Annotated in this window: 13 protein-coding genes; 9 read left to right on the top strand and 4 right to left on the bottom strand. The window is 41.3% G+C overall.

The features are described from left to right. Positions 1–174 precede the first annotated feature (174 nt). The 3 genes from UYC_RS0105140 (at position 175) to UYC_RS0105125 (ending at position 4,044) form a co-directional block, all read left to right on the top strand. Positions 175–1,617, top strand: a complete 1,443-nt coding sequence (locus UYC_RS0105140) for an energy transducer TonB (protein ID WP_016873578.1) — start codon at positions 175–177, stop codon at positions 1,615–1,617. A 471-nt stretch (positions 1,618–2,088) separates the two neighbouring features. Then, positions 2,089–3,207 carry a PepSY-associated TM helix domain-containing protein gene (locus UYC_RS0105135; protein ID WP_016873577.1) on the top strand — a complete coding sequence of 373 codons (1,119 nt, stop codon included), beginning with the start codon at positions 2,089–2,091 and terminating at the stop codon, positions 3,205–3,207. Between the two features lie 279 nt (positions 3,208–3,486). Further along, positions 3,487–4,044 carry an AMIN domain-containing protein gene (locus UYC_RS0105125; protein WP_016873575.1) on the top strand — a complete coding sequence of 186 codons (558 nt, stop codon included), beginning with the start codon at positions 3,487–3,489 and terminating at the stop codon, positions 4,042–4,044. A 163-nt stretch (positions 4,045–4,207) separates the two neighbouring features. On the opposite strand, the gene UYC_RS0105120 is transcribed toward UYC_RS0105125, so the two are convergent. After that, the gene (locus tag UYC_RS0105120; protein WP_016873574.1) at positions 4,208–4,978 is read right to left on the bottom strand and encodes a trypsin-like peptidase domain-containing protein; all 771 of its coding nucleotides are present in this window, start codon (positions 4,976–4,978) and stop codon (positions 4,208–4,210) included. Between the two features lie 201 nt (positions 4,979–5,179). Continuing rightward, entirely contained in the window at positions 5,180–6,448 is a 1,269-nt protein-coding gene (locus tag UYC_RS0105115; RefSeq protein WP_016873573.1) for a M28 family peptidase, read from the bottom strand. 278 nt (positions 6,449–6,726) lie between these two features. Here UYC_RS0105115 and UYC_RS0105110 point away from each other — a divergent pair, with 278 nt between their 5' ends. The 4 genes from UYC_RS0105110 (at position 6,727) to UYC_RS0105095 (ending at position 11,661) form a co-directional block, all read left to right on the top strand. Further along, positions 6,727–7,188: a DUF3592 domain-containing protein gene (locus tag UYC_RS0105110; RefSeq protein WP_016873572.1), complete on the top strand. Its 462-nt coding sequence runs from the start codon at positions 6,727–6,729 to the stop codon at positions 7,186–7,188. 95 nt (positions 7,189–7,283) lie between these two features. Further along, positions 7,284–9,728, top strand: a complete 2,445-nt coding sequence (locus UYC_RS0105105; RefSeq protein WP_016873571.1) for an NHLP family bacteriocin export ABC transporter peptidase/permease/ATPase subunit — start codon at positions 7,284–7,286, stop codon at positions 9,726–9,728. A gap of 380 nt (positions 9,729–10,108) precedes the next feature. Further along, positions 10,109–10,489 carry a hypothetical protein gene (locus UYC_RS0105100; RefSeq protein ID WP_016873570.1) on the top strand — a complete coding sequence of 127 codons (381 nt, stop codon included), beginning with the start codon at positions 10,109–10,111 and terminating at the stop codon, positions 10,487–10,489. 149 nt (positions 10,490–10,638) lie between these two features. Continuing rightward, positions 10,639–11,661, top strand: coding sequence for a spore photoproduct lyase family protein (locus tag UYC_RS0105095; RefSeq protein WP_200862353.1), 1,023 nt, complete (start codon positions 10,639–10,641; stop codon positions 11,659–11,661). 88 nt (positions 11,662–11,749) lie between these two features. Here the strand turns inward: UYC_RS0105095 and UYC_RS0105090 are convergent, their stop codons facing one another. Together UYC_RS0105090 and UYC_RS40160 are read right to left on the bottom strand one after the other, a co-directional pair. Then, positions 11,750–12,214, bottom strand: a complete 465-nt coding sequence (locus UYC_RS0105090; RefSeq protein WP_016873568.1) for a hypothetical protein — start codon at positions 12,212–12,214, stop codon at positions 11,750–11,752. 32 nt (positions 12,215–12,246) lie between these two features. Further along, a complete protein-coding gene (locus UYC_RS40160; protein WP_016873567.1) occupies positions 12,247–12,897 on the bottom strand; it encodes a DUF7219 family protein in 651 nt (216 codons plus the stop codon). Positions 12,898–13,413: 516 nt separating this feature from the next. On the opposite strand from UYC_RS40160, the gene UYC_RS0105075 reads away from it, so the two are divergent. Beyond that, positions 13,414–13,623, top strand: a complete 210-nt coding sequence (locus UYC_RS0105075) for a hypothetical protein (protein ID WP_016873566.1) — start codon at positions 13,414–13,416, stop codon at positions 13,621–13,623. 460 nt (positions 13,624–14,083) lie between these two features. After that, the coding region (locus UYC_RS0105070) for a DNA-3-methyladenine glycosylase family protein (RefSeq protein ID WP_016873565.1) at positions 14,084–14,685 on the top strand (602 nt) is incomplete at its 3' end.

Below are 14,685 nucleotides of genomic sequence, written 5' to 3'. Positions count from 1 at the left end.
AATCTTTATTAAAATTTAGATATTATCTACCCTTATAAGTATTGATTTATTCTACGATATGGGCTGTTCTGTCTCCTAAACGATTACATATATACTGCAACTAATTCCTGCTTGACTTTGGTCTACAAGCATTTTAATCTGACAGAATTAGTGATAATAGGTGGCAACAAAATTATGAGTGTTTCTAATGTCGCTGGATTACAGCGAGAGAAAGAAGCTAAAGCCCTGAAGTCTTTTTTGACTTTCAGCATAGTTGGCTCACTAATGCTACATATCGGTGTCTTAGCCTCTGGTATTGTCAATTTATTAACCAGAGTGCCAGACTTAGAAGAAGAGCCTATTGAATTGACTTTCGTTGAGCCTGAGACACCCGAAACACCAGAACCACCAAAAGAGCCTGTCAAAGAAACAAAAATTGAACCAATCCAGCCTCCTGTAAAAGTACAAACCCCTATTGAACCACCTGTTAAACCAGCGCCCCAACCAATTACTCCTGTACAGAAACCAGCACCACAACCAGTTCAAAAAGATCCGCCTGTTGCCAAGGCTCCACAGCAACCAGTTGAACAGGCAAAGCCAACTGTAACTGCACCTCAAACAACCACAGCGACTAACACTTCTCCCGCAGAGACTCCTGTACTCACACAGCCTGGTAATGATGAATTGAAGGCACAGTTGAGAGGTATTAGAGATTCTAAAGGTGCTCAAGAAACTGTTGGAGTTGCAGAGAAACCAGCAGCCATTAACCCAAGCCCTACGGTTAATTTTGGTACGAGAACTGGAACTGGTTCTGAACGCAGAAAACGCGAGACATTCGCTACCGCACCAACACCTCCAAGAATTCCTACTGAATCCAACCGTGGTTCTGGCGATGGTCGTGCAGCCTGTCGCGAATGTAACACCAAATATCCAGAACAAGCCAGGCGACGAGGTGTTGAAGGTAGGGTTGAAGTTGCTGTTGATACAGATGACAAAGGGAATGTCACAAATGTTCGGTTAACCAGATCGAGTGGTAACCGTCAATTGGATGAAGCTCATCTCAGGCAAGCACGTGAGTGGAAATTAAAACCCTCAGAAGCTGGCAGACGAGGAGTGACAATCGGAACTGAATACGCAATTCAAGGTTCGCGACGTTACCGTGAAGTTCAAGAACAGAAAAAAAGAAGGCAAAGGGAACGAAGAAACCAAGAAAACGTAGCCGAACAACGCAGGCAGCGATTGGAAGCAACATCAGGTAGCAATACAGACGTTCCCACTTCTAGCAGGAGGCGGCGGCGATTGGAGACTCCTGCACAACAAACTGCTACTCCCAGAAATACGGAATCTGGATTTAATCGGCTTCCACAGCGTCAGAATGTAGGAACTAGTTCTCCTGCTAGGACACAAACAGCCACACCTCCTCGCCAGCGTTTAAGAGAGTCTCTACGTCGCACACCACAGAATAATGTGGAAAGGAGTTCCGCTAGTACTTCGCAACCAACTCAAAATCGACGGCGGCGACGGCAGCAAGGACAGCAAGGCTCTTCAAGCAATAGCAGTGCAAATAGGTTGCGGGATGCTTTGCGCCGTAATAATCAGCCATCTGCACCTGCTTCAACAACACCGACTACTCCTTAATGGTGGGGAATGAATAGCAAACCCAAGAGTATAAAATCACAGTGTGGTCAGGCGATCGCTTAACACTCTGGTTGCCAACCGTTCTTTTAGAGCAATTTCCCTGTCATCTCCACTGGCAGGGAAAAATTTTTTTGTAGAAACCCCCTTGGTAACATACGAGCGACTTTTCCTTGAGTAAACTTTTAAAAATCAACTGTGGGAATTCTTAGTGCCAAAAATGAGAATATTTATTATTAACTAAATATCAATAATCAAATACAGATCGGAATATAAGCTCAAAAAGCCTGTTTTGAGGCTTATATTCGATTTTATGTAAAATTATAATGAGATTATTTCTTCCTAATTTTTTAAGAATAGCAAGTAACCTCTTATTAGCATCCACTCTAATTACAGCGCAAGTAACATAGTGGACGGCAACAGGTGTTAATCTCAATCAATTTTTTGATCTAAGGATAGTTAGCAGTATTTCTAATGAACAGGAAAAAATTCCATGACATAGCATTTTATATCCATCGGTATATCGGTTTGGTTGTGGGGTTAATTGTAGTTTTGATTGGGTTAACTGGTAGCTTGTTGGTATTTAAACCAGAAATAGAGTATTTCCTAATTGCACAAAAGTTTGGTTATGTTCTTCCTGGGGAACAACCTATATCTATTGATTCGGTAGTGGAAACCGTCAACTCTGCGATCGCCCAACAACCGGATCTCAAGATTGGCTCTATCATCCTGCCAAACAATCCTACCTCTCCTTATCATGTACGGTTGTGGGATTCCAAAGATAAACTTACCCAGATGTTTATTCATCCCTACACAGGCGAGGTAATGGGTTGGAGCAAAGAAGGTTCTAACATCATGCAGCTTGCCTTGAGATTACACTATGAACTCTTGGCAGGTAAAATCGGCTTGATTGTTATTGGTATGACTGGTTTGCTGTTATTCATTCTCAGCATTACAGGAGTAATATTATGGCCTGGTTGGAGAAAACTGATTGCTGGATTCAAAATTAAGTGGAATGCTCATCCGAAGCGAGTGAATTTTGACATTCACAAAGTTACGGGAATTATTGTTGTTGTCTTCTTGTCCTTTACTGGCTTCACAGGTTTCTGCTGGAATTTCTACGAGCAATCAGTTCCAGCCATCTATGCAGTTACCTTTACTCCCAAGCCACCAGAACTAGCTTCTAAACCTATCCCCACCCAATCGCCTTTACCACTATCGCAAATCTTGAAGAATGCAGATGCAGCCCTACCGAATGCCAAGACAACCTACATAGGAATACCAGATCAGCCAGAGGGAATTATTAGAGTAGGAAAAAGACAAGCTCATGAATCTTCTTACTACGGTGAAAGTGAGGTTTCATTAGATCAGTACAGTGGAAAAGTGTTACGAGTATTTGATAGCCGATCACTACCTTTAGGCGATCGCATCCTCACTTCTTTTGTCCCTTTACACTACGGCACCTTCTGGGGATTTGCTAGCCGCATTCTCTACGTGTTCGTTGGTTTTGCACCCTTAATTTTGTTTATCAGTGGTTTGGTGATGTGGTGGTATCGTTATCGGGTAGATACTATGACTGCAACAAAATTATAGATCTCCGACTTTTTAAAAAAGTCGGGAGCTGAACAGCGGCGATTGCCACTGACTAGAAATGAAACAAACAAGTCATACCAATGCGTGGAATTTGGATTTTAGATTTTGGATTAAAACATTGATTAATACGCTGTTCCAGAATTTTGAAACCAGACTCCCGCGTGCCAATTTAGTATCAAATAAAACCTTTTCATCTTTGGCGGGTGAAACTTTTTTCATAGGGAATGCCTTCTGCCTCCAGCATAGCTGCCTTGTTTATTAAGAGTGTGAGAAAAAGAAATGAAAAATCTGCAATTCATTAATTCTTTATGGCTAGCTAGTGTAGTATTTGCACTTTTGACACCAAGAGTATCGGCAGGTGAAGCAAAACACTCATCGGTTTACAATTCAGACATTCATCTACTACGTGAATTAAATCTTCCCTTTACCAAGGCTGCACATTTGCTCGCACAACAATCAACTCAGGCAGAAACGGTCAAAGTTACAGGGGTAAAATTGAATTCAACCGATACAGGCTTTGAAGTTATCTTAGAAACCACAGAAGGCGCAAAACTACAAATTAATACTAACAGTAAAGGAAATACCTACATCGCTGATATTCCGAATACAAAATTGCAGGGGAATGCCTTTCGTCAAGCAAAACCAGTAGAAGGAATAACCGAGGTAACCGTAACAAATCAAGATGACAATTCTATCCGAGTTATGGTGCTTGGTGCAGCAGGTGCTCCTAAGATTGAATTGTTTGACAGCAATAAGGGTTTAATTTTTGCAGTGACACCACTTGTATTGCCTGTGCAGCCACAGCAGCCCAAGCCCCACTCCACCTACAGCACCTAACATGAGGGGTGCTAAAACAGGGGGAATGTTCCAAATTTCTGAGCGACAAAGCGTTTGGAAGAATTTCTTCAGGAGATGGTGCTTCGATTTTGAGTTAGCGATCGCCCAGCGTGTGCTGAAATTTGCTGTAAGCAAAAAGCGATCGCTATATTCAAAACAACAATTAACCTGCCTGAGCAATCAACTGATTAGCAATTTGCTGTGCTTGGTTGATAGGAATGGCGAATCCCAATCCTTGAGCACCTTGAATGATGGCAGTATTAATGCCGATTACCTGTCCATTTTGATTCAATAAAGGGCCACCAGAATTACCAGGGTTAATTGCTGCATCTGTTTGAATAAAACCGATTCCGCGTCCGCCAAATGCACGACTAGAGCGTTCTGTTCCACTGATAATACCTACTGTCACGGTATTATCTAAACCGAGAGGATTACCGATCGCGATCGCCCATTCTCCAGGTTTGAGGCGATCGGAATTACCAACGCTGACGGTAGGTAGATTGTTAGCTTGAATTTGTACAACCGCTACATCTGTGCTTCTATCTGCACCTAACACCCTACCTGTAAAACTACGACCATCTTTTAAAGTTACTCTTACCGTATCTGCACCAGAAACTACGTGAGCGTTAGTCAAAATTAAACCATTTGACTGAATAATAAATCCAGAACCAGTTCCCCGTGCGACTCGCCTACCGTATTGGGTATATCGACTAGATACAGTGCGTGTAGAGTCGATGCGAACTACTGCCGAGCCACTTCTTTCTACCGCAGCAGCAATAAAGTTCGTATCAGTACTTACCAACTGTGTAGTTGGCTGTTCAGAAAGTACTGCCTTTGTGGGCATTAAATGTGCTCCAAATAGAGCTGTCATCGCCCCAACAGACACTAAAGACAAATTAGTTAGCGACTTTTTCAAGGAAAAATTAGCAGACATTGCAGATTTCTAAATCAAAGAATGAATATCAATACAATCAGCAAAAGACGACTCCGTTTTCCTCACCTAATATCTTGTACCCTTTTGATGAAGAGAGCCAGAAGCTCTAATTTCTAGTTACCAGGTTCAACCTGCTAACTAGGGATTCGAGGCTTTGCCTCGCTATTTGTAAGTAGTACAAGATATGAATCACCCACAAATTCAGTTAGCTTGCAGCAAACGCTTTACAATATCCAAGGCTACTTGCGTAGTTTCATTGAGCAATTTGGGATCTACTGTTTTATCATTCGGTGTGTGGTAATTTGGTTCCTGACCCCGATAGAAAAACAGAACTGGTACACCTTTTTTTGCAAAAGGCGTATGATCGCTACCAGCATAAGAACCCAAAACTTTCATATCTGGCTTAACGTTTTTGGCAAAGGCGGTTAGGGATGATGTACCACCAATGCCAAGTTCCTCGTTCACGCCCACCATGTCAAAGTTCAGCATTCCTTTCAGCCCAGAGAGAAACTCTGGTTTAGCAGTGTTCACAAAAGCTCGCGAGCCATGCAGCCCATCTTCTTCGCCATCAAAGGCAACGAACCAGGCTTGACGACCAAGGTTTGTGTTAGATAAATTACGTGCTATGGCGAGTACAACTGCTGTTCCAGAAGCGTTATCGTTTGCCCCTGGAGAACCAGGCACTGAATCGTAATGCGCACCCAGTATAATATTTGGCTTGGTTACACCTGGTAGATGAGCAACAACATTACGCCCGGTGACAACCTGCTGTTGAGCATTAACATTTAAGCTGATATTAACTGGGGTAGTTTGTGCTTGTTCTAGCAAGGGATTACCGCGCTCACTCGAAAGTGCGAGTACGGGAATTTTCGGCGGTTCTCCCAACATACCACCATCTAAATCACCTGGTTTATTGTTGACTATTACTAAGCCAACCGCTCCAGCAGCAGTGGCATGATCAGCTTTTTCAGAAAAGCGGATTTCACCACGCCGAACAATAGCGATCGCACCTTTGACATTCACTCGCTCAAAGTCACTAGTTCGCCCCACATTGGGAACTGCCACTAGTGGTGCATTGAGCTTGCCAGGGATCGTATTATTGAGTGCTTTACCCTCAATCGTCACACCATTTACAGTCAAGTTTGAGCCTGAGTCTACAAACTTTTGATAATTAAAAGTTTGTACTTGAGTGATATAACCAGCCTTGCGGTATTCCTCAACGAGGTAGGCGCTTGCTTTTTCCATGACTGGCGTACCAGCAACTCGCGCCCCCATATTGACCAAAGCTTGGACATCTGCATAATTAGCATTGATGCGATCGCTTTGTTTCGCTTCAGCTTTTGGCAGAGATTCAACAACTTTATTTAAATGATTGGGTTGTAAAGCACAAGCTGTAGGTAGTAAAACTACAACAGCTACTAGCCCTGCCTGTAACCAAGAATTTGTTTGGTTTGTTTTCAAGGGAGTCATTAATGCTAGGTTGGATAAATCATATATTTATTCGCTCCTGTTATTTTTAGTGTGATAGGTAAGAATGACAAAAAAATGTCAACTGTAACACAACAGTTAACAGTATCGTTTACCACATGAACTTCGACTCATAACAAATAATTGATAGCTTCATAGCAGATACTCTCTAGCAAGATAGTAAATTTTGCTGCATCTAGAGAGTGTCTTAAGTTGATTATATAGTGTAAAAATATACTAATAATATAGACAAGCTCAACGGAAGTTAATACTTTATTTTTATGGATGATTCAAAGTCCTTTCTAATATTTGGTTCTATATTTGGTGGTATTGGTGGTATATTTGCTGTCATAGGCATTATCTTTGGGGTTAACACTCATTCTTTTGTTGGTACAGCACTATCAACACAAGGAACTGTAATTGATTTAGAGCTACGTTCATCAACTGATAGTAAAGGTCGCTCTTCTTCTGTTTACTATCCGGTGGTTAAATTTGCTCCAAGTTCTGGTGAACAAACAATATTTAAATCAAATACGGGCAGTAATCCACCAGCATTTACTAAAGGTCAACAGGTAGAAGTTCTATACAATCCTCAAAAGCCAAATTCTGCCATGATTAATTCTTGGTTAGAACTGTGGTTTTTACCTGCGATTTTTACTGGTATGGGATCAATTTTTGTGCTAATTGGAGGAGTTGCATTAGTTAAATCTTTTCCTCATCTGTTGAATTTTAAGTGTAAATAAGGCAGAAATTGGAAGGAATTTGATTTTCTATTCTACTTTTCCTCTATTATTTCCTAAACTATAAACTGCTTTAGCAAAGAAAACTGCACTTAACTATGCCCTTTACCTTTGCTTCCCAACTGCTTGAGCGAATCACAACCCATCGTGTTTGCACTCCCACTATTTTGCAAATGGAAGCAGTAGAATGCGGTGCTGCTTGCCTGGGTATTATTCTCAGCTATTACGGTCGCATTGTTCCCCTGCCAAAACTCCGAGAAGATTGTGGTGTTTCGCGAGATGGGAGCAAAGCTTTTAATATCCTCAAAGCTGCCAAAAATTATGGTTTAAATGCAAAAGGTTTAAAAGTACCGTTTGAAAATCTCATAAATCTTCCTCCTCCCTATATTGTCTTTTGGAATTTCAATCACTTTCTTGTCTTAGAAGGGTTTGGCAAAAAGCACGTTTATCTCAACGATCCGGCAACAGGGCGCAGAAGTGTTTCTCTAGAAGAATTTGACGGTGCATATACAGGTGTAGTCCTGGTTATGGAACCAGGAGCGGGCTTTCAGAAGGGAGGCAAAAAAAATAACATTATCTCTGCTTTGATAGCCCGTTTACACAACTCATGGGGTACTATCCTATTTTGCCTATTTGCAGGTTTACTGCTGACAATTCCCCGATTAGCAGTGCCAGCATTTTCTCAAGTGTTTGTTGATGAGATTTTAGTTCAAGAGCGTCAAGAATGGTTACGTCCCTTGTTATTAGGGATGATCCTGACTGCTGTGTTACGAGCGTTACTTGCCAAAGTGCGACTGATCTATCTGCGGCAGTTGATGGTGAAATTATCAGTCACAATGTCAGGAAAATTTCTCTGGCATATTCTGCGCTTGCCTGTGGGATTTTATGCCCAACGTTATGCAGGAGAAATCAGCAGTCGGGTTTCCATCAATGACACAGTTGCAGAGATACTCTCAGGACGTCTGGCAACGACGGTAATTGATGCGGTGATGATAGTTTTTTTTCTGCTGATTATGATTCAGTACAATTTGATGCTGAGTGCGATCGCTGTCGGTTTTGCTGCCATCAATATCCTTGCCCTAAAATTTATCTCCCAAACTCGTGTTGATACAAATCTGCGGTTGGCTCAAGAACAAGGTAAAGTTTATGGAGTAACTGTTAGTGGCATTCAGACAATAGAAACCATTAAAGCATCTGGGTTAGAGTCTGATCTATTTTCTCGATTTGCCGGTTACTACGCTAAAGCACTTAACGTTCAGCAGGAATTAGGCTTACAAACTCAAATTCTCACTACATTGCCTGTACTTTTGACTAGCCTAACAACGGCTTCCATTTTAGTTGTCGGTGGTTTAGAGGTAATGAGCGGCAAACTCAGTATTGGGATGCTAGTTGCCTACCAAAGTTTGACGCTGAGTTTCTTAGAGCCAGTTAACAGCTTGGTAAATTTTGGTAGTACTCTGCAAGAGTTAGAAGCTGACTTAAACCGCCTTGATGATGTCCTGCAAAACCCGATTGATGTGGAAGTAGAAAAGAAAGAAGAAGGCAGTAGGCAGAAGGTGAGGCAGCCCCCGTCTTGGACGCCACTTGACGCCAGGTGCTTTATGCCGGGGAACCCTTTCGCCAGTCACCTGCGGAGGGAAACCCTCCCGCAGTGCTGGCTCACCACCGCACTGGCTCCTTTATGCCGGGAGACCCGTCCACCGCAGTGGCTCCGCTTCCCGGCGATGGGGGACTGCCGAACCCGTTCGCTGAAAGCGTTCCCGAAGGGTAGGGCAGTAGGCAGAAGGGACTTCTCTCTATCCACCATCGCCCAAGACTCCTTCCAACTCCAGGGCTATATTGAGTTACGAAATATCACTTTTGGCTACAGCCGTTTAGAACCTCCTTTAATCGAAAATCTGAGCCTGAGTATTCAACCAGGACAACGAGTAGCATTTGTAGGCAAGAGTGGTTCTGGTAAGTCTACGATCGCTAAATTAATTTGCGGTCTTTATGAACCTTGGGACGGGGAAATTTACTTTGATGGTATTCCTCGCAGGCAAACCCCGCGTTCTGTACTAGCGAATTCTTTAGCAATGGTTGAGCAGGATATCTTTTTATTTGCCGGGACAGTGCGGGACAATATCACTCTTTGGGACTCAACAGTACCAAACGCAGATTTTATCCAGGCTTGCCAAGATGCAGCGATCGAGGACTTAATCTTATCAATGCCTGGAAGGTATGATGCCGAATTAATTGAGGGAGGAATGAATATTAGTGGTGGGCAACGCCAGCGTCTAGAAATTGCTCGTGCTTTAGTTAAAAATCCAACGATGTTAGTACTTGATGAAGCTACCAGCGCTCTCGATCCCCAAACAGAGCTAATAATTGACCAAAATCTGCGGCGACGTGGTTGTACGTGTATTATTGTCGCTCACCGACTCAGTACAATTCGTGACAGTCATGAAATTATTGTGCTGGAAGCAGGCAAAGTCGTCCAACGAGGTACTCACGAACAACTATGGCAGCAAGGCGGAACATATACTTGTTTGATTAAGACTTAAGTCGGTCAGCTAGTAGTAGGGTGGGCATTGCCCACCTTACAACAATCGCAATCAAACAACTGGTGCAAGACATTCATGAGCAGAGTTCACAACAAAGAAATGAAAGTGAATCTTTCCCTTCTGCCCTTCGGGTTCGCCACTTGCTTTATGCCGGGAAACCCGTCCACCGCAGTGGCTCACCATCTGCCTTCTGCCTTTCAAGACAGATGTGAATCAGTACAAATAAAAATAATTTAGTTATAGTTGTCATTGGTCATTAGTAATTTCTCCAACCGGAAACTACTACTTTTAATTGGGTAAAACCCGCTTTATTTATAGCTTCCAGGTCATTTTCTAAAATTCTAAAATAGAAGTAAGTCACAAAAATAACTTTTATTTATATGAAAATCCAGTCGTCAGTGCTAGTCCATTTAGGATTTGGCAAGTATGTGCGTTCCGATCAAGTCACAGCAGTAATACCGATTGACGAAGATAGAGGGCCAGGACGACGCACTTTTGTTCATCTTCAAGGGCAAGTCGATCCAATTATTGCCTCAAGAGCTGAAGATACCATTGTGCGCGATCTAGTACAAGAGCCGCGAGAAGTCACCCAAGCACGTCAGCAACAGGAAATTCTTCAAGATTTATTGGTAGATTTGGGCAACGTTAATTCCACTGTGCGCCGAATTAGCCGTGATGAAGGTGGTTTAGATCTCGATTTGTTGGAGCGGCGCATTCGTCAAATTTTAGATAATGAGTTCAATTCCAAAGCCACGCAATAACCCGTGAATTGTCTGCAAAGAAGTGAAAACTCAGCAAGATAAACACGGTAAATTTAAATAATATATACGCGATGCCTACGGTCAAAACTTCGTCTGATACAGACAACAAAGTTTCATCAAAGCCAGAAGCACTTAAGCCTCGTTTGTGGATGCCAGAGCGCGTCGTATTTACAAAAGCCGCCTTGGCAGAGCCTTACGGTCAGAAGATATTACAGCGCGTACAGTCCCTCAACTTACCCGTTGAAGAGTTATCGCGAAATCGCCTTACTGGTTTACGTAGTGAAAGCGATCGCGATACCTACAATATTGCCAAGCGCACCCTTGCAGTTGTCAGTGCGCCGCCAAGCCACTTTAAACTAAGCCCGATTCCACCTTCTGCAGATTGGCAGTTTCACATTGCCGAGGGCTGTCCGGGGCATTGTCAATACTGCTACCTAGCTGGTAGCTTGTCGGGGCCACCCGTAATTCGTGTTTTTGCTAACTTACCGCACATATTAGAGAACTTAGCAGCATACGAACAACCAGGACAGACAACGACTTTTGAGGTAAGTTGCTATACCGATCCTCTCGGTATTGAACATTTAACCGGAAGTCTTGCCGAGTGTATTCGCTACTTTGGTACTCGTCAAGACGCTCATCTACGCTGGGTGTCGAAGTTTGATGCTGTAAACGAATTACTTGATTTGCCACACAATGGTAATACTCGTTGCCGAATGAGTATAAATGCTGCACCTATTGCCAGCAGGTTTGAAGGCGGCACTGCATCAGTAACAGCCAGACTAGCTGCATTGCGACAGTTAGCGCTACCACGAGAGCGTGGTGGTGGTGGATATCCAGTGGGGCTAGTCATCGCCCCAATTATGCCTATAGACGATTGGCAAATGCACTATAGTCGTTTGTTTAACCAGATTAGCGCAGCGCTGGATTTTGAGTGTGACCTTACTTTTGAGTTAATCTCGCACCGTTTTACACCTAGCTCAAAAGAGGTGTTGCAAACCTGGTATCCGCAATCAAAGCTAGACATGGACGAGTTAAAGCGTAGCATCAAGCGAAACAAGTTTGGCGGAACAAAGTATGTATATAATTCTGACACGATGAAGACGTTACGCCGCTTTTTTGAAGGTGAAATTGGGCAGCACTTTCAAAATGCTAAGTTGCTTTATTGGACTTAGTAATTTATTAATCTACCAGATTAAGCCTTCCCTCTTCCAATCTGCAGGAAGTAGGGTAACCTAATTACAAGCCAAGATTATCCTACTATCAAAATAATTCAACCCCAAATTCTAGAGGACGCCCGCGTACAAGACTAAAAGCTTGCTGTGGGGGTACCTCTGGTTTTCTCAAAAACCAATATTCTGTTGCATCAGAACCATAATTGAAACCCACAATTACTACATACTCATTGTCTGGCTCGTAGGTATCGATTAAGGCGAAAAATCGTGCGTATTCTATTGGTTGCTCTTTAGCAGCTTGTGATAGTTTTGCTATGTTCCATGCTTCACTACCTTTGGCAACATAGTGAACTGAGTTCCCTAAATGCGATACTCCTTCAGTAATTGAAAAGTTGTTGCCACCGGAATGCTGTATATTTACAACTTTGTGTAAGTAAAGATAGCCTCTACCAAAGTTTTGAAAAAACTTCCAAGCTTGAGCACTAAATAGTATTTCACATTGTTCAATAATGTTTTTTGCAATCTTAACTCTAATTTGTTTTTCTGGTGTCATTTGAGTTCTCACAATAGTGATGATAGTTAGTGCTAAAATCCAATTCCTAACTCATCTTTTAAGCGCTCTAATTGTTTCCACAGTTCCTCAATCTGTTGATATGCCTCCTCAGAACGTATTTTGCCGTTAGTTTCTAAGGCACAAATATAACCAACTTGCTGTGAAAATTGTTGCAAAAAGGCGTTAAATGTTAATTTTTCTGGCTTAACTTCACCGTGATAGCTACTATATCCATATAGAAAATCATCTTTATCTTTCATCAAGTCCTTAGCAGCACTGTCTTTTTTAAAGATAATAGAAGAATTAGTAACGCAAGGTGTGTCTATTTTCCCCTGAAGTTCCCAGGAAGGGTAAATGTAATTTTGCAGCCAGCAATTAAGCTCCCAAGAATACTGATTTGATATTTCATTTAATAAGATTAGTGCTGCATTTCTAGACAAAAAATCAATTTTTTCCCCATAGATATTTATGGGGAAAGCCAGATTTTTTAAAAGTTTCTCGTATTTGTTCCATACCTGACTTTCTTCTTGGGAGAAACAATAATTAATAAGAGAAAATCCTGCAATACTCAAATCTAAACCATTAGAAGCAAATACAAAGCTCTCGCCATTCTTCTCTGATTGATAATCATCTATTATCCAAAAATCTACACAAAAAAACTGGTAATTGGTAGATGTAATCATGATGAGTTTTCAAAGAATTTATCGTTGGCAAAAAATCTTTAATACTAATGTAGTAAAGCAAACACAAATTTTATAAAAATATACTAATGCTTAGAGCAAAAGTATGTTAGTAACAACATATTTGCTTTTGCCCATTTTTAAAATATGTCTCAAGGTAGATAAACATTTATTTTTTGAGTAGAGTAATAAAAAATTATGTTTGGAAAAAATTATTTCAAGGAATTTTGACATCTTCTTTATTTTTTTCTTATATTCTTTTTACTTTTTCTATATTTTTATTGAGGTTATGTTTAGTTTAAGAAATACAATTTCTATATAGTTTATTAATGGTATTGGCAAAATTTTTCTAATACTACAATCTGTAAAGCAATACAGCTTAACCAGCAAAATTCCTAACTTAAGCCTTATCCCTATACAAAAGGCTTGCGATCGCCATACATCCCAAAAGAATTCTGAAAGTAGGAGTTTTTCTTCCTGTTTGGCGTACTAATGTACTATAAATAGTACAATTGAACTATGCAGAAAGAACTTTTTTATAGGATTGGGCAAAAAGTCTATGTGAGTGAACCCAGGATGCCGCAGTATGGCAAGTGGGTTACAATTCGCGGTACTAGCGATGGGCACAACTTGGGCACATTTTTAGTTTGCAGAGATGACAAAGGAAATAAATTGCTGCTGCGAGAGTCGGAAGTTTCTATTTCCAAGCCCGTAACTGAGCACAGCTAACTCATGCTAAAAACCAGCGAGCATAACGCCAAAGGTTGCATGAAAGTTGTATATAACTTTACAAGACGATAATTTTCTGGAATTCTTATTTTTAACCTCATTGATATGCTTACCTTTCGCCAGTGGAAATATTAGCCCTGGCGGTTTTTCTTTTTATGCCTTTCCTTGATCAATTACACCAGCAACAATGACAAGCTGTTTGGCGTTGCATAAAAGTTGTATATAACTTTATAAAAATATAATTTTCTGGAAATCTTAGTTTTAGTTCAGCAAACCCATGTTGAGCTATCGAATCCACTTGTGCCAGTGTTGTTCTCCACACTGGCTTTCTTATTGCAGGGGCTAGGGACTAGAGGTTTTCTATGGGATTAATTCAGATAAGCGCCATCTGAGATTTAAAAATACGGTGTTTTGCACCTATCATATATACTGATGAGTTAAATAGTCTCAGAGATAAATAGTGTCAGAAATATTAACTCAGAGTAACTTTGCAAATAGTTTAAAAGTTATAGCTTCACGCGACACAGACTTAGCAGAGATTCTCCAAACTTATGGTTTACCACCTTTTTGGGTGCGCGAACCGGGTTTTGCCACGCTTATTCAAATTATCCTAGAACAACAGGTTTCTCTCGCATCAGCTAAAGCCGTTTTTGAGCGTTTGCAACAAACCATATCACCAATTACTCCAGAGGGATTTTTGGCACTAGACGACGATCAAATTAAAAAAATCGGATTCAGCAGGCAAAAAACTCTCTATGGGCGTCTGTTATCACAATCTATCATTACAGGACAGTTGGATTTACATACCCTCAATCAGATGAATGATGAGGATGTACGTTCTGTTCTCAAAAAAATAAAAGGTATTGGAGACTGGACAGTTGATATATATTTACTCATGGCACTGAGGCGATCGGATAGTTTACCAAAGGGAGATTTAGGATTAGCACTGGCAATACAAAAGATAAAACGCTTAGAAAATCGCCCTTCGCCAAGAGAAATAGAAGATATCGCCGAGAGGTGGCGACCTTGGAGAGCAGTAGCTACGCGTTTACTATGGCATTA

The organism is Chlorogloeopsis fritschii PCC 6912, assembly GCF_000317285.1.
Lineage (GTDB): Bacteria > Cyanobacteriota > Cyanobacteriia > Cyanobacteriales > Nostocaceae > Chlorogloeopsis > Chlorogloeopsis fritschii.
The sequence above is the reverse complement of the archived record's forward strand: the minus strand, read 5'-3'. Positions and strand labels throughout refer to the sequence as shown.

Bases quoted from the DNA above. Each gene is read 5' to 3' on its own strand.
- UYC_RS0105140 (WP_016873578.1), top strand. From the start codon at position 175: ATGAGTGTTTCTAATGTCGCTGGATTACAGCGAGAGAAAGAAGCTAAA.
- UYC_RS0105135 (WP_016873577.1), top strand. From the start codon at position 2,089: ATGAACAGGAAAAAATTCCATGACATAGCATTTTATATCCATCGGTAT.
- UYC_RS0105125 (WP_016873575.1), top strand. From the start codon at position 3,487: ATGAAAAATCTGCAATTCATTAATTCTTTATGGCTAGCTAGTGTAGTA.
- UYC_RS0105120 (WP_016873574.1), bottom strand. From the start codon at position 4,978: ATGTCTGCTAATTTTTCCTTGAAAAAGTCGCTAACTAATTTGTCTTTA.
- UYC_RS0105115 (WP_016873573.1), bottom strand. From the start codon at position 6,448: ATGACTCCCTTGAAAACAAACCAAACAAATTCTTGGTTACAGGCAGGG.
- UYC_RS0105110 (WP_016873572.1), top strand. From the start codon at position 6,727: ATGGATGATTCAAAGTCCTTTCTAATATTTGGTTCTATATTTGGTGGT.
- UYC_RS0105105 (WP_016873571.1), top strand. From the start codon at position 7,284: ATGCCCTTTACCTTTGCTTCCCAACTGCTTGAGCGAATCACAACCCAT.
- UYC_RS0105100 (WP_016873570.1), top strand. From the start codon at position 10,109: ATGAAAATCCAGTCGTCAGTGCTAGTCCATTTAGGATTTGGCAAGTAT.
- UYC_RS0105095 (WP_200862353.1), top strand. From the start codon at position 10,639: ATGCCAGAGCGCGTCGTATTTACAAAAGCCGCCTTGGCAGAGCCTTAC.
- UYC_RS0105090 (WP_016873568.1), bottom strand. From the start codon at position 12,214: ATGACACCAGAAAAACAAATTAGAGTTAAGATTGCAAAAAACATTATT.
- UYC_RS40160 (WP_016873567.1), bottom strand. From the start codon at position 12,897: ATGATTACATCTACCAATTACCAGTTTTTTTGTGTAGATTTTTGGATA.
- UYC_RS0105075 (WP_016873566.1), top strand. From the start codon at position 13,414: ATGCAGAAAGAACTTTTTTATAGGATTGGGCAAAAAGTCTATGTGAGT.